The organism is Psychrosphaera aquimarina (assembly GCF_032461525.1).
Lineage (GTDB): Bacteria > Pseudomonadota > Gammaproteobacteria > Enterobacterales > Alteromonadaceae > Psychrosphaera > Psychrosphaera aquimarina.
The window spans coordinates 866,535-886,370 of the sequence record NZ_JAWCUA010000007.1 but is presented as its reverse complement, the minus strand read 5'-3'; the positions used below and the strand labels follow the sequence as shown (position 1 = coordinate 886,370).

Annotated in this window: 19 protein-coding genes; 13 read left to right on the top strand and 6 right to left on the bottom strand. The window is 37.5% G+C overall.

The window, feature by feature from the left end; all coding sequences use genetic code 11:
- Positions 1 to 46: 46 nt before the first annotated feature.
- The 7 genes from RT723_RS10515 to RT723_RS10485 all read left to right on the top strand — a co-directional run bounded on the left by RT723_RS10515 (position 47) and on the right by RT723_RS10485 (position 5,908).
- A complete protein-coding gene (locus RT723_RS10515) occupies positions 47 to 796 on the top strand; it encodes a cell division protein ZapD (protein WP_315947021.1) in 750 nt (249 codons plus the stop codon).
- 9 nt (positions 797 to 805) lie between these two features.
- A complete protein-coding gene (locus tag RT723_RS10510) occupies positions 806 to 1,036 on the top strand; it encodes a DNA gyrase inhibitor YacG (protein WP_216056699.1) in 231 nt (76 codons plus the stop codon).
- 14 nt (positions 1,037 to 1,050) lie between these two features.
- Positions 1,051 to 1,467, top strand: coding sequence for an alternative ribosome rescue aminoacyl-tRNA hydrolase ArfB (gene arfB, locus RT723_RS10505; RefSeq protein ID WP_315947020.1), 417 nt, complete (start codon positions 1,051 to 1,053; stop codon positions 1,465 to 1,467).
- 234 nt (positions 1,468 to 1,701) lie between these two features.
- A complete protein-coding gene (locus RT723_RS10500; RefSeq protein WP_315947019.1) occupies positions 1,702 to 4,413 on the top strand; it encodes a M1 family metallopeptidase in 2,712 nt (903 codons plus the stop codon).
- A gap of 142 nt (positions 4,414 to 4,555) precedes the next feature.
- The gene (locus RT723_RS10495) at positions 4,556 to 5,029 is read left to right on the top strand and encodes an SIMPL domain-containing protein (RefSeq protein WP_315947017.1); all 474 of its coding nucleotides are present in this window, start codon (positions 4,556 to 4,558) and stop codon (positions 5,027 to 5,029) included.
- Entirely contained in the window at positions 5,016 to 5,276 is a 261-nt protein-coding gene (locus RT723_RS10490) for an SIMPL domain-containing protein (RefSeq protein WP_315947016.1), read from the top strand. Before RT723_RS10495 ends, RT723_RS10490 begins: the two co-directional genes overlap by 14 nt.
- Positions 5,277 to 5,431: 155 nt before the next feature.
- Entirely contained in the window at positions 5,432 to 5,908 is a 477-nt protein-coding gene (locus tag RT723_RS10485; RefSeq protein WP_216056696.1) for a hypothetical protein, read from the top strand.
- An 81-nt stretch (positions 5,909 to 5,989) separates the two neighbouring features.
- Here RT723_RS10485 and RT723_RS10480 read toward each other — a convergent pair whose 3' ends face one another.
- Positions 5,990 to 8,161 (bottom strand): prolyl oligopeptidase family serine peptidase, encoded by a 2,172-nt coding sequence (locus tag RT723_RS10480; RefSeq protein WP_315947014.1) that lies wholly within the window; start codon positions 8,159 to 8,161, stop codon positions 5,990 to 5,992.
- A gap of 291 nt (positions 8,162 to 8,452) precedes the next feature.
- Here RT723_RS10480 and RT723_RS10475 point away from each other — a divergent pair, with 291 nt between their 5' ends.
- Positions 8,453 to 9,394, top strand: coding sequence for an SPFH domain-containing protein (locus RT723_RS10475; RefSeq protein WP_216053674.1), 942 nt, complete (start codon positions 8,453 to 8,455; stop codon positions 9,392 to 9,394).
- Between the two features lie 12 nt (positions 9,395 to 9,406).
- Positions 9,407 to 9,856: an NfeD family protein gene (locus tag RT723_RS10470; RefSeq protein ID WP_216053675.1), complete on the top strand. Its 450-nt coding sequence runs from the start codon at positions 9,407 to 9,409 to the stop codon at positions 9,854 to 9,856.
- A 93-nt stretch (positions 9,857 to 9,949) separates the two neighbouring features.
- Here the strand turns inward: RT723_RS10470 and RT723_RS10465 are convergent, their stop codons facing one another.
- Genes RT723_RS10465 through RT723_RS10455 form a run of 3 tightly spaced genes read right to left on the bottom strand, consistent with a single transcriptional unit; the run spans position 9,950 to position 12,067 of the window.
- On the bottom strand, positions 9,950 to 10,795 hold the full coding sequence (locus RT723_RS10465; protein ID WP_315947012.1) for a mechanosensitive ion channel family protein: 846 nt from the start codon (positions 10,793 to 10,795) through the stop codon (positions 9,950 to 9,952).
- A gap of 10 nt (positions 10,796 to 10,805) precedes the next feature.
- Positions 10,806 to 11,594, bottom strand: a complete 789-nt coding sequence (locus tag RT723_RS10460; protein WP_315947011.1) for a DUF432 domain-containing protein — start codon at positions 11,592 to 11,594, stop codon at positions 10,806 to 10,808.
- 14 nt (positions 11,595 to 11,608) lie between these two features.
- On the bottom strand, positions 11,609 to 12,067 hold the full coding sequence (locus RT723_RS10455) for a hypothetical protein (RefSeq protein WP_216053678.1): 459 nt from the start codon (positions 12,065 to 12,067) through the stop codon (positions 11,609 to 11,611).
- 196 nt (positions 12,068 to 12,263) lie between these two features.
- Between RT723_RS10455 and RT723_RS10450 the strand changes: the two genes are divergently transcribed.
- Positions 12,264 to 13,301 (top strand): DUF21 domain-containing protein, encoded by a 1,038-nt coding sequence (locus RT723_RS10450; protein WP_315947010.1) that lies wholly within the window; start codon positions 12,264 to 12,266, stop codon positions 13,299 to 13,301.
- A 169-nt stretch (positions 13,302 to 13,470) separates the two neighbouring features.
- Positions 13,471 to 14,193 (top strand): DUF2799 domain-containing protein, encoded by a 723-nt coding sequence (locus RT723_RS10445; protein ID WP_315947008.1) that lies wholly within the window; start codon positions 13,471 to 13,473, stop codon positions 14,191 to 14,193.
- 105 nt (positions 14,194 to 14,298) lie between these two features.
- Here RT723_RS10445 and RT723_RS10440 read toward each other — a convergent pair whose 3' ends face one another.
- Together RT723_RS10440 and RT723_RS10435 are read right to left on the bottom strand one after the other, a co-directional pair.
- Complete coding sequence (locus RT723_RS10440) at positions 14,299 to 16,035, bottom strand: DUF885 domain-containing protein (RefSeq protein WP_315947006.1); 1,737 nt, start codon at positions 16,033 to 16,035, stop codon at positions 14,299 to 14,301.
- Between the two features lie 362 nt (positions 16,036 to 16,397).
- Positions 16,398 to 17,813 (bottom strand): hypothetical protein, encoded by a 1,416-nt coding sequence (locus RT723_RS10435; protein WP_315947004.1) that lies wholly within the window; start codon positions 17,811 to 17,813, stop codon positions 16,398 to 16,400.
- A 210-nt stretch (positions 17,814 to 18,023) separates the two neighbouring features.
- Here RT723_RS10435 and ndk point away from each other — a divergent pair, with 210 nt between their 5' ends.
- Together ndk and rlmN are read left to right on the top strand one after the other, a co-directional pair.
- Positions 18,024 to 18,455 carry a nucleoside-diphosphate kinase gene (ndk, locus tag RT723_RS10430; RefSeq protein ID WP_216053682.1) on the top strand — a complete coding sequence of 144 codons (432 nt, stop codon included), beginning with the start codon at positions 18,024 to 18,026 and terminating at the stop codon, positions 18,453 to 18,455.
- Positions 18,456 to 18,682: 227 nt separating this feature from the next.
- Positions 18,683 to 19,825, top strand: a complete 1,143-nt coding sequence (gene rlmN, locus RT723_RS10425; protein ID WP_216053683.1) for a dual-specificity RNA methyltransferase RlmN — start codon at positions 18,683 to 18,685, stop codon at positions 19,823 to 19,825.
- Positions 19,826 to 19,836: the final 11 nt, after the last annotated feature.

Sequence of the window (19,836 nt, the reverse complement as noted above, 5' to 3'; positions counted from 1 at the left end):
TCTGGTTATATTTTGACCTTCACTATTAATAATAAAAGACACTAAAATGAATTTAGCGATATACGAACATCCTTTGAATGAAAGAGTACGTATTTTGATGCGCTTAGAGTTACTGTTTGGTTTATTGGATGCAAATAAAGATGTTAGTAAACCAGTAAATATTCATTCTTTTTTTAATGCCTTGTTTAACTGCATTGAAGTACTAGAGCGGAATGATATACGACCCACTTTGGCATTTTATTTAGATCTTCTAGAAAAGAACATGATCCGGTGGTCAACCCATCCTGATATTCATAATGATTCATTACAAACCAAGCTAAAAGAAGCCATTAAGTTACAAAACCAAGTGGCGACCATGAGTAAAGCTTGTCATACATTGAAAGATGATAAGTTTCTTGCCAGTTTAAGACCTCGTTTTGCTATTGCAGGTGGTACTTGTGGTTTTGATTTACCTCAGTTGGATTACTGGTGTAATAAGCCGCTGGAATTAAGAACACAAGATGTTAATGAATGGCTTGGTATTTTAGGGCCTTTACGTCAAGCGTTGGATTTTTCATTGTTGTTTTTAAGAGAATCTACGCCATTTGAGAAAAAGTCGGCGATCAACAGCTTTTATCAGGACGTGTGTGGAGAGCAAGTGTCTTTGTTAAGAGTGAAATACGATGCTAATTTAGGGGTATTCCCAATGATAAGCGGCAGTAAACATCGTTATGCAATTAGCTTTATGATGCCAGATAAAATGTTAGTTAAAACCAGCGTAGATGATACAATCGAATTTCAATTATCAACTTGTTAAAAAAGTATTATGACTACAGTAGTGAAATGCCCAACCTGTGAAACCGCCGTAATTTGGCAACCTCTTTCTGAATTCAGACCATTTTGTAGTGAGCGCTGTAAGTTAATTGACTTAGGTGAATGGGCGAGTGATTCAAGAGTTATCTCAGAGCCAATTCAAGGTGCTGTCATGTCCGAGGCTGATTTAGATGCTATGGAAGCGTCATTTGCAGAACAAGATAATCAATTCTTTAAAGAGTAGGGTGCTGTATTCCAGTGTTAGATATTTCGAGTAACGTTTCTATTCCTGATGAAGAAATTGAATTAACCGCAATAAGAGCGCAAGGCGCAGGTGGCCAAAACGTTAATAAAGTATCGTCGGCAATTCATCTAAGGTTTGATGTTAATGCTTCAAGCTTGCCTGAGTTTTATAAACAACGATTATTAAAACTCAATGATAAACGCTTAACTAAAGATGGCGTAATCGTATTAAAAGCGCAGTCGCACCGAACACAAGAAAAAAATCGTGACGACGCTCTAAAACGATTGGTCGATTTGATTAAAAGTGTAAACGTCCCCGTCAAAGCAAGAATTCAAACAAAGCCAACCAAAGCATCGAAAACTCGCCGCTTAGATAGCAAGAAAAATAAATCTCAAGTGAAGCAGCTACGCGGTAAAGTGGGTTTTGAATAATCGTTAGTTTGTTTTCAATCAACAAGAAAACGTAAATGAAGCTCATCGCAGTTTTTATTTTATTCTGCTAGTTACCAAATAACGGCTACGTTATTACTCTTTCAGGTGCTCACGGCACAGTTGAAATTAAAGCGCTTTCACTATCCCCAAAATTAGCGGTAAGATTAATCCGTGCAGAGTGTTTTATAAACATTCATTTATATGCGTGAACTAATAAAAACAATAAGGACTATTATGAAAACATTTTTTAAATGGCTCATTTACTTTATTATTACCGTGGTAATAATTGCAGTTAGCTATCACTTTTATAACAACTGGCAGCAGCAAATAGATGAACAAGAGAAAGCTCTCGCTCCACTAGGTCAGTTACCCGAAAACATAGAACCTACCCATTACGACCTAACGTTACGAGTTGACCCAGATCAAGGTACTTTTTCTGGAGAAGTGATCATAGATGTAAACCTTAAGACTCCGAGCTCTGAGCTTTGGTTACATTCCGAAGATATTACGGTTTCAACTGCAAACTTTATTACAACCGATAATCAAATAACCCCATTATCCTTTAAAGAGATGGGTCACTCAGGTGTGGCGAGGTTGACTTCAAATACTGAATTACCGGCGCAAAGTGCCAGTATTCATTTAGTTTTTAATGGCGAATTAGCCACTGATTTAGCGGGCCTTTATTTAGTAAAAGACGGTGGGTTAAACTACGCCTTTACTCAGTTTGAATCCGTATTTGCACGCATGGCATTTCCTAGTTTTGATGAGCCTAGATTTAAAACCACTTACGACATTAAGCTTGAAGTTAAAGAGCAACATAAAGGCTTTACCAATACGCCGCAAATAGCAGAAAGCCAATTATCTGATGGGTTCAAACAACTTACCTTTGCTACCACAAAACCTTTACCTACTTATTTAATTGCTTTTGCGGTGGGGGATTTAGATGTTGTGGAGTATGCCAACATACCCACAACAGCTATTCGCGATAAAGAAATTCCGTTACGGGGGATTGCGACAAAAGGCAAAGGCAAAGACTTAACTTATGCCCTTGAAAATACCGCTGACATTCTTGCAGAGCTTGAAAAGTACTTTGCTATTCCTTATCCGTATGAAAAATTAGATATCGTTGCGGTTCCTGACTTTGCGGCTGGAGCAATGGAAAATGCAGGTCTCATTACTTACCGTGAGCAACTATTATTGTTGGGTGATAATCCTACCCTTGATCAACAACGTAGCTATGCCAGTGTTCATGCGCACGAATTGGCTCATCAATGGTTTGGCAATTTAGTCACCATGCAATGGTGGGATGATATTTGGCTAAACGAGTCGTTTGCAACTTGGATGGCCGACATAACGATGAATGAATGGAACCCCGATTTTGGTTTTGCTAGGGGCATGGTACGTAGCGGTCATGGTGTGATGAAACAAGATATATTTGTTGATACTCGCCAGATCAGAGAGCCTATCAACAATAACGGTGACATTAAAAATGCATTTGACGGCATTACCTATCAAAAAGGTGGCGCTATGTTACAAATGTTAGAAGATTATGTTGGTAAGGATGACTTCAGGGAGGGCGTTCGTTATCACATGCAACGTTTTGCTTTTGGTAATGCGACGGCCATCGACTTTATTGATTCAATTGAACATTTTACTGAGAAACAAAATATCAAAGTGGCGTTTGAAAGCTTCCTTAATCAAAAGGGAGTGCCACTCATTTCAGTGGATTATCAATGTGATGACGCTGGAGTAACGGCTGATATTAGTCAAACTCGCTATCTACCAATTGGGGCACGCTCAAGCTCAGACCAAACATGGACATTGCCTGTTTGTTTAACGTTAGTGAATAACGACAACAATCGAGAAGTTTGTACATTGCTAGATCAACCTTCAGATACCTTGACCATTGCTGGAGCACAATGCCCAGTTGCGGTTATGCCGAACACGGGTGGTAAAGGTTATTATCGTTGGACAATGCCAGCGCAAAAACAGCAATCTTTAATGTCGAATTTTGGCAAACTTGATGGCTCTGAAAAATATTCGGTTGCGAGCAATTTAGTGGCTGAATTCCGGGCCGGAAGAATCAGTGTGTCGGAGTACTTGGTAGCAATTAAACCTATAGTGTCTGACACTGATTGGGACTTAGTGACACAACCTGTTGGCGAAATAGAGTTTATTTCAAATAACTTAGCCGGAGATGATGATCAAGTTAAAATATCTCAATATTTAAATTCACTGTATGACAGTAAATTGGAGTCACTAGGTTTATATGCAAATACACAAGCGGACTTAGATGATCCGGTTGCGACTAAACTGTTAAGAAAGAAGATCATTTCACTTGTGGCATTAACGCTGAAGCAGCCTGAATTACTTAACCAGTTAGCTCAAATGGGAGAGGAGGTTATTGGCTACAACAAAAGTAATCAACTCAATACCAGTGAGCTCGATCCAGAGCTTTTATTACCGGCATTAGCAAGCGGTGTAGAACTGCACGGACTGCCATTTGCTAAAGCCGTTTTAGCGCAGCTGGAGAATACAGATGACGGTACTTTACGCCAACAATTATTAACCGCGGTCGCTCGCTCGAATGACCCAGCAGTCAGTGAATTAGTATTAGATACTATTACCTCATTATCCATTAGGGTAAATGAACGTATTACGTTGTTAGTTACTCACATGAGTAGAAAAGAAAATCAACGAAATGTGTACCAATGGTTTAAAGATAAATTCTCATTTATTGAGTTGGTGATCCCTAAAAAATACTTAGGTTATACCCCTATGATAGGTTCTGGTTTTTGCAGTAAAGAAATGCGTGACGACGTTGAGGCGTTTTTTACTGCCAAATTAGAGCAACTTGCAGGAGCTGAACATCATTTGTCTACCACCCTTGAACGTATTGAAATGTGTAGCCAATTAAAGGCTCAACAACAGGGTATCAACTTATAATTTAATTTAAATAAAGACCATATGAGGCCTATTGAAAACATAGGCCTTTTTACTTCATGGAACAAAAAAAATATTAAAAACCAAACGCTCTAAGTTATTAACCTAATGCTAATATTCAAGAAAATTTATGAAAGGTACTTCAATGAAAGCACTCGTATTTGTTTTATCCATTATTTCATTTCCACTGCTGTCAACGGTGATTCCAAAACAACCTCATATTTATGTTGAAGGGCATGCTGAGCAAGAGGTTATTCCCGATCAAATTAAAATATCCGTGTCAGTCATGGCCACTCACATGGATGCTGAAATAGCTAAGATAGAAATAGATGAAAAGTCGTTAAAATTGTTCGAAGCGACCAAAGTATTAGGTATCAAACAAGAGCAGATCACGGCGACCCCAATACAAATATATCCAGCCATAGAACATCAAAACGGCAAGAGTGTAAATGTGGGTACACGAGTTAGCCGTAATATCGATATATTGCTGCAAGATCTTACCAAGTATCCAGCATTAAACGACGCCTTGGTAGAAGCTGAGATCACTTCAAAAATATCTTCTACTGTAGAATTGTCCGATGAGCGAGCGATTAAAAGGGGTATTAATGTTGGCGGTTAATGACGCCAAATTAAAAGCGAGTGAGTTAGCAGCAATACATGGAAAAGAAGTTAAAGACGTGTATTCAATATCTGAATTTAAAACAAGAACGGAAGACGCTTATAATTTACGACCAAACCAAGAAGTGTATGGTCAGTCATATAATACAGCTCAAGTAAGATATAGAGTGCCACCAGGTTCGAGTGTTTTTAAGATTGGTAAGATGAGAGTTACTGCAACGGTTTTTGTTGTTTACACAATGGAATAAGTTGGTTGTATTCATTAACATCAATTGCTAACTTGGTAATATACTTAAATATAAAGATATTTAAGACATGTGCTGAAGATGGAATTTAATCACATTTAAATTTTTATTATTAGCCAGTAATCTAATAGAACTTCATAATGATAAAGGAATAAATAATGGCGAGTTATAAATCGTTTCTAGCACTTTTATTTAGTGTATCGATTATAGGCTGTAGTGCGATCCCTGCAAATGATGAAATTAAGGCCAATCACTTCAGATTTGTAAACTTTAAAAGTGATACAGGTGCCTTGTTAGAATATGTTCATTTAATGTGTTTTCGTAAAAAGCCAACTGAATGGACAGAGCCTAAACAATTTGAAGCTGGTGAGCATAGCTTATGGGTAAAAGCGAACATATCTCGACTGGACTTTGCCAATAGTAAAACGGAAGCTTTTGTTAACTTCAAGGTAAAACTAGAAGCTAATAAAACGTATACGCTTAAGAGAAAGCTTGAAGGGCAAAAAATATTAATGTGGATTGTTGATGTTGAAACGGGACAAGCGGTATCTGAAGTGTTAGAAGGTGAATTAAAAAAAGAACCTATTTACCTTGGCAACAAACGAATAAAAACCTGTCGTTCAGGAACGATTTAACACTTATACTAATTGATAACCAAGTTTATCAGTTATAAAAAAGGCCATCTAAATAGATGGCCTTTTTGTTTTTTATGTGGGTTAAATATCTTTAACGCCCATGTTATATAGAGTAAAGCCATATATGTCGGCATATTGCTCTATTGTTTTGCTAATTGGCGTTCCTGCACCGTGACCTGCATCTGTTTCTATGCGGATCAGTGTTGGGTTTGAACCAGCTTGTTTCGCTTGTAACTCGGCGGCAAATTTAAATGAATGTGCTGGTACCACACGATCATCATGATCACCAGTGGTGACTAAGGTAGCTGGGTATTCCACGCCTGCTTTAACATTGTGGACAGGAGAGTAACCTAGTAGATAATTAAACATCTCTTTGTTATCTTCAGATGTACCATAATCGTAAGCCCAACCAGCACCAGATGTGAAGGTGTGGTATCTCAACATATCTAATACACCAACAGCCGGTAAAGCAACTTTGAACAGCTCAGGGCGTTGAGTCATCACAGCACCCACTAATAAACCACCATTAGACCCACCCATAACAGCCAGCTTTTCAGAAGAGGTTACTTTTTCTTTAATCAAGTATTCTGCGGCACCAATAAAGTCATCAAATACGTTTTGTTTTTTTAGCTGTGTACCTGCGTCATGCCATTTTTTACCATACTCACCGCCACCACGAAGGTTAGCAACAGCGTACACACCACCAAGTTCTAACCAAGCTGCACGAGTCGAGCTAAATTGAGGTTGTAAACTCACATTAAAACCACCGTAACCATAAAGAATGGTAGGGTTACTTCCGTCTAGCTTAATGCCTTTTTTGTGAGTAATGATCATAGGTACTTTGGTACCGTCTTTTGAGGTGTAGAATATTTGTTTAGACTCAAAATCATCGCTGTTGAATTTCACTTTTGATTTTAAGTGAACACTCGATTCACCAGAGTTAACATCTAAAGTTAAAATAGTGCTAGGTGTTTTTTGGTTACTAAATGAATAATAAACCTTTTCTTGACTCTTCTTGCCCCAGAAACCGCCAGCAGTGCCTACTTCTGGCAACTCAATGTCACGGATTTTTTTACCCGCTAAATCAAATTGTTGTACAAATGACGTTGCATGTCTCATGTATTTAGTAAATAAATAACCACCGCCGGTAGACACAGATAAGACGTTCTCAGTTTCTGGGATCACATCTACCCAGTTAGTTGGGGCGGGATTGGTGGCATCCATTTTAACAACACGTTTATTTGGCGCATCCATATTGGTGACTAATAATAAATCATCACCTTTACTGTCTAATAAATACGTATCTGAATGGGTATCGGTAACAACAGGGATTAATTTAGAATTAGGTTTTGTTAAATCTTTAATAAATAGTCGGTTGCCTGAAGTCGAAACGGCAGCTGAGACGATAAGATACTTTCCATCTTCAGTAGCGTTACCACCAACATAACGATGTTTCTCAGCTTCTGTACCACCAAAAATTAGGGTGTCTTGTGATTGAGGCGTGCCTAATTTATGGTAATAAAGTTTGTGTTGATCTGTTTTAGCAGACAACTCGCTGCCTTTAGGTTTGTCGTAACTAGAATAGTAAAACCCTTCATTACCTACCCAAGATAAACCACTGAATTTGATATCAATTAGCTCGCTTTCAACTTCTTTTTTAGTTTTGGTGTCGATGATCTTTGCTTTACGCCAATCACTTCCACCTTCTGAGATCATATAAACAGCTAAAGAACCATCTTTAGTAAATTCGATACTAGATAAAGAAACAGTTCCGTCATCACTAAAGGTATTAGGATCTAAGAATACTTCAGCTTCTTCACCCTCTTTTTGGCGATACAAAACATATTGATTTTGCAGACCGTCATTTTTATAGAAATAGCTATAGTCACCTTCAATAAACGGCATCCCAACTTTTTCGTAATCTAATAATGCCGATAAACGTTGTTCAATTTTTTCACGATAAGGAATATTACTTAAATACGCTTGGGTTGTTTTGTTTTGTACTTTAACCCACTCTGCGGTTTCTGCACTCATATCATCTTCCAACCAACGGTATGGGTCAGGAACTTTAGTACCGAAGTACTCATCTACAACATCACCTTTTTTAGTGACTGGGTATATCACTTTATCCATTTTCACTTCTGCTAATTGACTATTTTGTGCGGTACTTGACGTGCTAGATTGTTGACCACAACCTGCTAAAAATAAGCCTGAAATGACAGCCAAACTTAAAGAGAGTTTTTTATTATTCATTTATTCTTTATCCAGTTAAATTGGTTCCAAGGGTACGTTATTTAAATTAATTGCTAATGTCTAGGCGTAGGTCGCAAATAGACGTTAAATGCAATGTAATCATCGATAATTCGAGTAAAGCTAAAATCGTATTAAACTTTTTCTTAACTAAAGAACATCCGAAGTTAGGAATATTTTTTTGAACAAATTTAATTTGGTAAATTGGTTTTGAAAGCGAAATCGGTTTACATTTTCTTGTTTGTTTGCATTAATGAAGCGGTTGTTATTATCGAAGTGTTAAGGAATATTAAAATGGAAATATTACTGTCTACCGTACTTACGTTTGAGTTTGCGGTACTGTTATTAGTTGTTGTATTAGTCAAATCATCAATCAAGTTTGTACCGCAAAATCGAGCCTTTTTGGTTGAACGATTTGGTAAGTTTAATAAAACCATTGAAGCGGGATTAAACTTCATTGTGCCATTTATTGATAAAATTGGTTATGACCGCTCATTAAAAGAACAGGCCATTGATGTGCCAAGCCAGTCAGCCATCACTAAAGATAATATATCTTTAACCGTAGATGGTGTTTTATATTTTAGAGTACTTGACCCATATAAAGCGTCTTATGGTGTAGATGATTATATATTTGCTGTTGTGCAGTTGTCACAAACAACGATGCGAAGTGAAATTGGTAAAATGGAATTGGACAAGACCTTTGAAGAACGTGACAGTTTGAATGCTAATATCGTAGCCGCGATTAACGATGCTGCAGCACCTTGGGGCGTGCAGGTATTACGTTATGAAATAAAAGACATAGTGCCACCTTCTTCTGTAATGGAAGCAATGGAACGTCAAATGAAAGCCGAACGTGAAAAGCGTGCGCAAGTGTTAGAGTCTGAAGGCGATCGACAAGCGGCAATTAACGTAGCTGAAGGTCAAAAACAATCGCAAGTATTGGCAGCTGAAGGTGAAAAAGCAGAACAAATTTTAAGTGCGGAAGGTGAAGCTCAAGCTATTTTACAAGTTGCTAAAGCACAAGCGGAAGCCTTAGAGCTCATAGGTAATATTGCTAAAACGGAACAAGGCCAAAGCGCAATTCAATTAGACCTAGCGACAAAAGCGATTGCCGCTAAACAAGCGATAGCCAAAGAGTCTACCGTTGTTCTATTACCAGATGGTACATCAGAGGCGTCCAGTGTGGTTGCTCAAGCAATGACAATCATCAATACATTAAATACGAAACAAAGTTAATTGGGAGTCATTATGTGGTTATTTTCTGATGTGAGTCAGTCGTTAATGGCCGTAGGGTTATTGATGGCAGTGATTGATGTTTTAGTATTTGGTTTCGCTACTTTCTTTTTAACCTTAATTGGTTTGGCTATGTTAGTTTCTGGTGCCTTGATATATTTTGGTATTATTTCAGATAGTACTGCCACAGTGTTGATTTCAGTGGCCATATTAACCGCAATATTTAGTTTGTTATTATGGAAACCATTAAAACAATTACAATCACAAAGTGAGCATAAAAAAGTTACTTCAGACTTAGATGGTTATCAATTTACTCTAGAGCAGGACATAGATAATGGCGTTGTGGGTAAACATCATTATTCAGGTATAGATTGGAAAGTAGAGTCTGATCAACCCATATCAAAAGGAACTAAGGTCGAAGTACTCGAATTTAAAGTAGGGGTATTGTTAGTTAAAGCCTGTTAACTCAGATTGAATTAAATGAAGATAAATAAGACCTAATCACAATGTGGATTAGGTCTTTTTTTAATTCAATTAAAGGTCAAGCCAATCAATTCTTTACTCTTTGTTGTCGGTATCTATTTGTATTGGGAATGTTTTGGTTTCACTTCCAGCGTATAAACTGACATGTGGGAACGGAATCTCAATCCCTTGTTCATCAAAGGTTTTCTTAATTTGTTGGTACATGGAGTTTTTGAGTTGTAAGAAATTTTCCCTTTTAGCCCAAACAGAAAATTGAATATCTACAGATGAGTCGCCAAATCCAGTTAAGATAAATAGGGGGGCTGGTTCGTCTAAACAAATCACGTTTTTAGCGGCAATGTCTAATAACACTTCCCTTACACGTTCAATATCTTCTTTATAGGCAATACCTATTATTAAATCGGCACGTCTGATTGGGAATTTAGTCAGAGTAGTTACGGGGGTTTTGATCATGCTTTCGTTTGGAATACGGACAAATAGATTATCATATGTACGTAACTTTACTGACAGCAAATCAATAGAGATCACTTCTCCGGTAATATCACTTACTTTGATAACATCCGATATTGAAAACGGTCTTTCTACCATCAAAAATAAACCACTGATTAAGTTGGATGCAGAGGTTTGAGAGGCAAACCCTAATGCCACAGTAAAGAGACCCGCAGCGCCTAATAATATGCTTAAATCAAATCCTGCATGTTTTAATGCAGATAAGGTAAACAAGGTTAAAATGGTGTAAAACACCGTTCTTTTTAACAAAAACTGGCCATGTGGGGTCATTTTATTTTCAACCACTTTGGCAACAATGCCACTAATTAAACGACTCACAATATAACCAATGATCAGTAATAACAGTGCTTGTATTAAAGAGTATAAAAACGAGGTTTTTATTAACTCTATCAATTCAATAATGGATTCCATAAATATATTCTTATCCGAGTAAGTTGCTGATGTTGCGTATTAGTTTATTCGTTTCTGAGACAATACGAGGTGGGCTAATCAACTCATAGGATTGCACTTCTTTTGGGACTTTTTCATTAATGTGCATTTCAACATTGCGAGAGTGACTTTCGGTTTTAACCGTAATCCCGGATGTCCAGAATTGATTGTGGTCGTCGCAATATAAGTTTAATAAATTAACTGGCACATTAAGACGTTCTATCACCAAAGGTTTGTCTTGGTGATTAATTACAGTGATAGGGGTAATCGCTCGGTGAGAACGTTTTTCTAAGTGGGCTAGTTGTATTCTGGCCGATGTATACTTTGCATAACATAATTGACCATCAATGGTCGACGCGCCAAACCAAGAGTCAGAAGGTCGCCAGAAGGGTAAATCAATGAACTGCTGATTATTTGAAAGCGTTTTAGCGCTAAACCAAATAGGCGTGCTAATGAATAATTGTGTTTTTTCACCGGTTAATAAGGTTAACGGGGTGGCCGGACGCGTGACCACAGAACGGTCTGCCAATTTAGGTGAAATTCTAATTTTACCCTCAGAATTATTTTCTAAATATCGACCAAACATCTTTTCGGAATTATCAGTGCTTTGTTCTATATCTACTAACTCAATGGGCAGATCAATTTCATCACTGGTTTCATAGTTCCAACAATTCCATTCATTAACCGCACGTTTGATTGTGATCGCTCGTTCTCCAATTTGCCAACGTTTGATTTGTTGATCGTCGAATGTAAAGTCGCCCCACCATTGATTGTTAGACATATGTTAATCTGATCCTAAAAGCTTAATTTAAAAAATAAGTCGCCAAAACCCCAAACAAAAGTACCGGTTATCAACAAAGAAACTTCCAGAATACCTAATTGTAATCGTACTTTATTTCTAAGTTGTTCCATTTTTTGTTCGTAATCTTCTTCAATCGACTCTATTTCTTTTTCAACGTATTCTTGCGGAGCATTAATTTTGCGTAATTTAAGTTTGGCGCGGGATAACGCTATTCTTCTTTGTACATCAAACCGTTTTGTTAATATGCGTTCTTCAATTATGCCACCCATTCCAGACCAGATCCCTAACATGACGACAACACAACCACTGCGGGTTAACCACTCAATATCACAATAATTGATGAGGGTTAAATATACGCCTAAGGCGAGAAATAAGATGCTGGCGAACCAAATGATCAAAGGTTGAAATTTACGTATTGTTCCAGTGTTGATAGTTACGGTTATGTCGTTCAATGTGATCTTCTTTCGATGGATAAAAAAGTAATGATATTGGCAACATAATACATGGCTTTTCACTCATAAAGTAAGTGAATTTGTTTGTTGTATTATTACCACATCATAATTTGTTGAAACGACAAAAATATATTTAATGAAATTATAGAAAAATAGACTATATTCCCCGCTTAACTTCCTAATTAGGACATTTCTGATGTCAACAGACATAATCATTTGGTGCGCTATTGCACTTTGTATATCACAATCGGCTATATTTTCAGGCTTGAACTTAGCGCTATTTTCAATTAGCAGGTTACACCTCGAAGTTGAAGTTAAAAAGGGCAACAAAGATGCAAAGAAGATCCTTAAGTTACGTGATGACTCAAATTTCTTATTAGCCACCATTTTATGGGGCAATGTTTGTATTAATGTATTGTTAACTTTACTGTCAGATTCTGTGTTGGCTGGCGTAAGTGCCTTTTTATTCTCGACAATCGCGATAACCATAATTGGTGAAATAACCCCACAGGCTTATTTTTCACGTAATGCATTAAAAATGGGCAGTATTTTGTCACCAATCGTCCGTTTTTATCAGTTTCTATTTTATATAGTGGCGAAACCTACAGGCTTGGTACTTGATGCTTGGTTGGGTAAAGAAGGTATTACTTACTTTGAGGAAAGTGAATTACGTAACATAATTCGTTCTCATATCACTGCCGAAGAAGCCGACTTAAACCATGTTGAAGGTATTGGCGCGCTTAACTTTTTCTCAATGGATGAAATTAAAGTTATCGAAGAGGGGGAATTAATCGATCCTAAATCAATTCTAGCATTGCCCACTAAATTAGATTTACCCATTATCCCTGAAATGACCAATAAAACAGACGACCCTTTTTTAGTATTAGTAAATCAAACGGATTACAACTGGGTAATTTTAACCAACGAAGACGGTTGGCCATTGTTAGTGTTAGATGCTGATGGTTTTTCAAGAGCGGCGTTGTTTCAACCTAATGAGTTTGACCCTTATCATTATTGCCATCGTCCTGTGGTATTAACGGACGAATCTACCTCGTTAAATGAAGCGATATTAGAGATGAGAATGAATACTTCTACCGACAAGAACTATGATGGTGTTATTGAGCATGATGTGCTTTTAGTGTGGGGTGACAATAAACGCATCATCACGGGAGCTGATATATTTGGTCGACTGTTAAAAGGGATGGTTTCGCCTGTATTGAAAAAGACAGAGTGATCAAATTGAGTGGTTTAACATCGTATAAACGTATTCTGGTGTCATGATGATTAGGAATTATCAGATCAACACTTTGCTTAGTAATAACTATTTTATACTATGACCCCAAAATCGTCCCCGTTTAATCTATGAAGATAGTTCTAAGGGATATTAATCAAGGAAATATAAAATGACTTTTGTTTGTAATAAGTTGATGGGTTTAGCACTTGTTTTAATCTTGTTGTCTGGTTGCACCAGTATTAGTAAAGAGCAGTGCCAACTTGGAGATTGGTATCAAATTGGTGTTTTTGACGGCCAGCAAGGTAAAACCAGTATGGCCGCAGATTACACTAAAGATTGTGCTGAACATAAAGCAAATGTTGATCTTGCTCAGTATAATAAAGGACGTGCAGAGGGACTGAAAAGCTACTGTAGTTATGAAAACGGCACGTTAATTGGTGAGCAAGGCAAAGAATATCAAAAAGTGTGTCCTGCAAACTTGTCTTCACAATTTTTAGAGGGCTATATTCCTTACTTTAATGTGAGTGATACAGAAAATAAGATCATTAGTAAAAAGTCGGAAGCTGCTCGATATAAAGAGGAACTAAAAGACACATCGTTAGATAAAGATACTAAGTCATACATTAAATCTTCGTTCAAAACCGCCGAATTTGAACTGTCTGAATTACAAAGTAAATTGAATCAATATGAATATGAATTAGCAATCCACAAAATAGAGAGAAAAGAAGCTCAATTATTAGCGACAATCTCAGATAAATATTCATCAGATGCCGCACAAGCTCATGCTAAAGAGCAGTTAGTGGAAGTACGAGAAAACAAACAAATAATCGAAGATTTATACGTCACTGAAAAAAGCATTCGTGATATAAAAAATATTATCGACTTGTTTTAATAACAATTTAAGGTGAGTTGTTGGGACTAATCTATTGATCTGAAACTTAGTAAAAAAGCATTGAGGTAAACATACGCCAGAGTCAACTCTGGCGTATGTTATTGGTTAACCTTTCTGTTTCATTATCCAATCTTTGGTTAACTCTTCTAGGAGTGCTAAAGGTAAGCTACCATTTGTCAGAATTTGGTCATGAAAAGCTCTCACATCAAACTGTTCGCCTAACTCAGCTTCCGCTAACGTTCTTAACTCTATCATTTTTATCTCACCAATCTTGTAAGACAAAGCTTGTGCTGGCCAGCTGATATAACGATCAATTTGACCGATGACATCAGGCATACTTAAGGCGGTGTTCTCGGCTAAATAATCAATGGCTTGTTGGCGAGTCCAACCTTTAGCATGAATACCCGTATCAACCACTAAACGACAGGCTCGCCACGTTTCATAAGTTAAACGGCCAAAGTCGCTGTATGGGTCTTGGTAAAAGCCCATTTCTTTGCCTAATTTCTCAGAATATAAACCCCATCCTTCTGTGAAGGCTGAATGAGATAATATTTTTCTAAATTCCGCCATATCGACTTCTCTAGCAATAGAACCTTGTAAGTGATGCCCCGGTTCTGCTTCATGGAAAGTTAGCGCTTCTAGTGTATATAGCGGTTCTGCAGCAAGATTTTTGGTGGCTAGAAAGTAAGTGCCAGACGTTGTTCCTGTTCCATCTGAACCAACATAATACGCACCGCTTGCGCTGGATTTAATATCAAATGGCGTTCTTGGTAATAAAGAAAACCATTTAGGTAATTGAGCAGCCATCTTACGGCTGATATAACTGGCTTTTTCTAACAGGTCACGTTCAGTCGTCGCGTAGAATTGAGGATCAGTTCTTAAAAACTCAATAAAGGCTTTGAAGTCACCTTTAAAGCCAACTTGCTTGATGATCTGCTGCATTTCTTGGCGTATGCGTTTCACTTCTTCTAAACCAATTTGATGAATTTCATCTGCCGTCATATCAGTGGTTGTAAAGTAGTTAATTAAGTACTCATAGAATTCTGCGCCGCCGTCAACACTGCTAATACCTGCTATTTTTCTGCAATTGTTCATGTAGTCTTGAGTGAAAAAGGAATAAAACTTTTTATATTCAGGGATAACAACGTCAGTAATCAGTTGTTTTGCTTTAGTTTGGTAAGTCAGTTTGTCTTGTTCATTAAAATTAGCTGGGATATTGGCAAGAGGTGCCCAAAAGTTACTGTCTTCAATATTATCGACGATATGTTTGCTTATTGACTTGTGATAGTTCTTAAAGGTTTCGCAATATTGGGTATACCCTTTCTCGATAGCGACAGTTAAATCATCTATATGCTGCTGATTATAACGAGGGAAATCGGCCAAACTAATTAAGTAGTTGTCATAGTCTTTGGTGGTTAAAAACGACATGTTCCCCGGCGCACCAGCAAAATAACTGTGGTATCCCGCGTAATAATTCATTGGGAAATAATGGTCTATATTCTGGTAGCTTTTAGCTTCTGTCTCACGTTCGTATTTAAATAAACGATAAGTTACTTGGTCAGCGTCGCTCAATTTACTTAAGTCTATTTCGGCTAAGCGGTTTAACAAGGTTTGGTTATATTCAGCTCTTCTTGTTCTACCGGCTTCGGACATATCTGGCAGTTTGCCATTCATTCTGAATGTATCAGGGTCATTTCTGAAAAACACTTGTTCTTTTGTGGCATGTTGCCAATGTTCATCTAATAACTGTTGGAATTGAGTGGTTGTGCTGGCGACTGAATTGTCGGTACAGGCGTTGATAAACAACATGGTTGATATCAATAAAATGGATTTTAGCTTCATTGGAAACTCCTAGGGTCTGTTTATCTTTCATTTTACGTAACGTTGAGTTGAAAATCATTCCCAATTAAGACATAAATAGCGAGGTTTAGTCGACTAAATGAGTCTATTTATAACGAAGAGTGGGGATGATTTAACCTCAACCCGAAGGGCTGGGACTCTTTGTCACCCCAACATCGTTATCAGACACTTAAATAGAACCACTATTCGCGTATCTTCTGCCTTGTTGGCTGTAACAAATAGCCGCCAGCATTGCAGAAAATGAAAGATAAACAGACCCTAAGTTTTGATACCAAGTAGTTTAATGAATTTAAGGGGAAACACCAGAGCGCAACTAGATTAGAAGCGCTCGTTAAATACGTGGTTTAATTTGACTTTATTTGATTATCTCGACGCCAAAACTTCTGATGATCGATATCTCTTTCCCAAGGTTCTGCCGGGTTCCAATAAAAGCCAGTTGGAAATTGTTTTTTATAATACGGCGCGGCAAAGTCAGATTTTTTACGAGCGATGTCGTTAGACACTATATATTCTTCACTTGCTGAAACTTGCGTATGATCGTCAAATTTTACTTGGCGTCGTGTTAATTGTTTCACGATAGCACTTGTTGGTTTTGGCGGGTTCAAACTGGAAACCACAGCTCGTTCTGGCAAGCCTGTCTCTTTAGAAATAAAGAAAATTCCGCAACCAAGTGGATATTGGCCAACCATATTTAAAAACACTTCACCGTAAGGTGCGTATACAACATTTTTATCAATACCACTTTTTAAAATGTCGTAGGCTTTAAAACTTAATTTAAAATCATGTTGGGGTTTGGTTGATAACATAAATGAAGAGTAAATCATGGGAATACGCAACAAATTACCAATAGGGCTTTGTGATTTTGGATAATCATTCACGATGGTTTGGGTCAACTCAAACTTTTCCATTTCAAGTTCAAATTGTGTTTCGTCCATTTTTTCTTGTTGAGGTTTGCCAAAACCATAATGTAAATAATCGTTGGTGGCTGAATGAATAATATTGATTAAACTCTTACGGGCTTCCTCATCAAGCATCCTATAACGGTTACCTTTATAAATACGTTCAGCTTCAACAGAATAACTGCCAATGTTATGGATTAGTACAGCTATAATTATTGGGTTTAAAACTTCGTTAATATAATCACTTAACATCTCTTGTGGATATTCTAACTGCTCTGGGTGAGACTCACCTGGAACAAGCGGTGGAACCCGTTGTGTAATGTAATCTTCTTCAATGAGTTGCTGGCTAGTGAGTTGTTTTAACAACGAAATGGCTAAAGCCGCAATATAAATAGGTTTGTTTTTCTCATTGGTTGGACAGCGACTGCTATCGGCAGGAAGGGGAGCACGTAACATCATAGTGGCAATAAACTGACTAGCATCACGTTCACTGATCATCATTTTGGCAATGGAGTTTGCAATATCGGTTAACAAAGCTTGACGCTTTTCAAACCCTTCTAATACATCAGGCTCTACGTGATCAATTTCCGATTGCGCTCTATGTTTGATTTTCTCTAATTCTTTAATGTAAGCATCGGTACTGTCTTGCCCTTTAATTTTTGGAAAAGAGCCATGCTTTTTTTTGTAACTATGAATTGTAGATAATTGATGTTTAATCTCAATAACACGTTGAGATTCTTTTGCGTAAACGCCGTATAAAGACTCATATTGTTCATAAAACAATACAGCATCATCTAGAACAACTTGGTATTTTGCTTTTAAGGTTTTGAGTAATTCAGTTACTAACTGTGGCTGAGCCATTAAATTAAGTCCATTGTGTATAAATTTTTGTATGTGTTGTCTAGAAACAAACAGAGAATTCCAGTTTAGGCAGGGAGCAAGGATAGCGCAATTAACATAACTTTGTTAATAGTGGTTATTCCCATATTTATTTTAAAATAATTAACGTATAATTCGCGCCCTAAATTTTAGAACCCTATAATTTTTAAACATTAAACCTTGGAGTTTAACATGGCTTTAGAACGTACTTTTTCAATCATCAAACCTGACGCAGTTGCTAAAAATGTAATTGGCGCTATCTACAACCGTTTTGAATCTGCAGGCTTACGCATTGTAGCTTCTAAAATGGTTCACCTTTCAAAAGAACAAGCTGAAGGTTTTTATGCAGAACACAGCGAACGTCCTTTCTTTGGTGCTTTAGTTTCTTTCATGACTTCTGGTCCAGTAATGGTTCAAGTTTTAGAAGGCGAAAACGCAGTATTAAAAAATCGTGAAATCATGGGCGCGACTAACCCTGCTGAAGCTTTAGCTGGTACTTTACGTGCTGATTACGCTGCTTCTATCGATGAAAATGCTTGTCACGGTTCTGATGCTCCTGAATCAGCAGCTCGTGAAATTGCTTATTTCTTCACAGCTGAAGAAGTTTGCCCACGTACTCGTTAATATAAACTTAACTAAATGTTGACCTGCATAACAGGGTGAACATTTATCGTTTATTTATAGATGACGTAAAAAGGACTTAGGTAATCTGAGTCCTTTTTGTTTTTCTAATCGCTTTGATATATCGGCATTAGAGTTATTAGAAAAACAAAGTACGCGTGTAATAACGCATCCATTTCTTTAAGGACAATCTTAAAGAGAACCAAGATATAAGTTACAAAGAGGCTTTTATGACTGTTGAAACATCTACTCCTGTTACCCCCAAAATCAACCTTTTAGATTTTGACCGCAAAGGGTTGCGTAAATTTTTTGCTGATGAATTTGGCGAAAAAGGTTTTCGTGCCGACCAAGCGGTTAAATGGATTTATCAAATGGGGAAAACCGATTTTGATGAGATGACCAACTTCTCAAAAGTTCTTAGAACCAAATTAAAAGAAAAATGTGTCATAAAAGCGCCAGAGATCAGCGTTCGTCAAGAGTCGACCGACGGGACTATCAAATATGCGTTATTACTTGAAGATGGCCAAGAAGTTGAAGCGGTTTGGATCCCAGAAGGGAATCGCGCCACCTTGTGTGTTTCTTCTCAAGTTGGTTGCGCATTAGAATGCCCATTTTGTTCAACGGGTGCTCAAGGTTTTAATCGCAACTTAAAAGTGGGCGAAATCATTGGCCAAGTTTGGCGTGTAGTACAAGACATTGGTTGGGATGGTTTATCAACAAACAGAGCAGTAACCAACGTCGTTATGATGGGCATGGGTGAACCATTATTAAATGTTAATAATGTTGTTCCAGCAATGGAACTAATGATGGATGACTTTGCGTTTGGTTTGTCTAAACGCCGCGTTACGCTAAGTACTTCTGGTGTTGTTCCAGCATTGGATTTATTAAAAGAAAAAATTGATGTTGCATTAGCAATTTCATTACATGCGCCTAATGATGAATTACGTGACATCTTAGTACCTGTGAATAAAAAATATAACATCGAATCATTTTTAGCAGCTTGTCGTCGTTACATTGACGGTTCTACAGCAAATCAAGATATTACCATTGAATACGTGATGTTAGACGGCATTAATGATTCCATGGATCATGCGCGAGAGCTAGCTCAAACATTACGTGGCACACCATCTAAAATTAACCTTATCCCATGGAACCCGTTCCCTGGGGCGCCGTATGGAAAATCATCAAACTCAAGAGTGGATAGGTTTGCCAAAGTCATGCAAGAAGAAGGATATACTTGTATTGTTCGCCGAACTCGTGGCGATGATATTGATGCTGCGTGTGGGCAATTAGCTGGTGATGTTGTTGATCGTACAAAACGTATGTTAAAAAAACAGGTGAAAGGTGACTCAATTTCGGTCAAGATAGTTTAAATTTAATTAAC

Bases quoted from the DNA above. Each gene is read 5' to 3' on its own strand.
- RT723_RS10515 (WP_315947021.1), top strand. From the start codon at position 47: ATGAATTTAGCGATATACGAACATCCTTTGAATGAAAGAGTACGTATT.
- RT723_RS10510 (WP_216056699.1), top strand. From the start codon at position 806: ATGACTACAGTAGTGAAATGCCCAACCTGTGAAACCGCCGTAATTTGG.
- RT723_RS10500 (WP_315947019.1), top strand. From the start codon at position 1,702: ATGAAAACATTTTTTAAATGGCTCATTTACTTTATTATTACCGTGGTA.
- RT723_RS10495 (WP_315947017.1), top strand. From the start codon at position 4,556: ATGAAAGCACTCGTATTTGTTTTATCCATTATTTCATTTCCACTGCTG.
- RT723_RS10490 (WP_315947016.1), top strand. From the start codon at position 5,016: ATGTTGGCGGTTAATGACGCCAAATTAAAAGCGAGTGAGTTAGCAGCA.
- RT723_RS10485 (WP_216056696.1), top strand. From the start codon at position 5,432: ATGGCGAGTTATAAATCGTTTCTAGCACTTTTATTTAGTGTATCGATT.
- RT723_RS10480 (WP_315947014.1), bottom strand. From the start codon at position 8,161: ATGAATAATAAAAAACTCTCTTTAAGTTTGGCTGTCATTTCAGGCTTA.
- RT723_RS10475 (WP_216053674.1), top strand. From the start codon at position 8,453: ATGGAAATATTACTGTCTACCGTACTTACGTTTGAGTTTGCGGTACTG.
- RT723_RS10470 (WP_216053675.1), top strand. From the start codon at position 9,407: ATGTGGTTATTTTCTGATGTGAGTCAGTCGTTAATGGCCGTAGGGTTA.
- RT723_RS10465 (WP_315947012.1), bottom strand. From the start codon at position 10,795: ATGGAATCCATTATTGAATTGATAGAGTTAATAAAAACCTCGTTTTTA.
- RT723_RS10460 (WP_315947011.1), bottom strand. From the start codon at position 11,594: ATGTCTAACAATCAATGGTGGGGCGACTTTACATTCGACGATCAACAA.
- RT723_RS10450 (WP_315947010.1), top strand. From the start codon at position 12,264: ATGTCAACAGACATAATCATTTGGTGCGCTATTGCACTTTGTATATCA.
- RT723_RS10445 (WP_315947008.1), top strand. From the start codon at position 13,471: ATGACTTTTGTTTGTAATAAGTTGATGGGTTTAGCACTTGTTTTAATC.
- RT723_RS10440 (WP_315947006.1), bottom strand. From the start codon at position 16,035: ATGAAGCTAAAATCCATTTTATTGATATCAACCATGTTGTTTATCAAC.
- RT723_RS10435 (WP_315947004.1), bottom strand. From the start codon at position 17,813: ATGGCTCAGCCACAGTTAGTAACTGAATTACTCAAAACCTTAAAAGCA.
- ndk (WP_216053682.1), top strand. From the start codon at position 18,024: ATGGCTTTAGAACGTACTTTTTCAATCATCAAACCTGACGCAGTTGCT.
- rlmN (WP_216053683.1), top strand. From the start codon at position 18,683: ATGACTGTTGAAACATCTACTCCTGTTACCCCCAAAATCAACCTTTTA.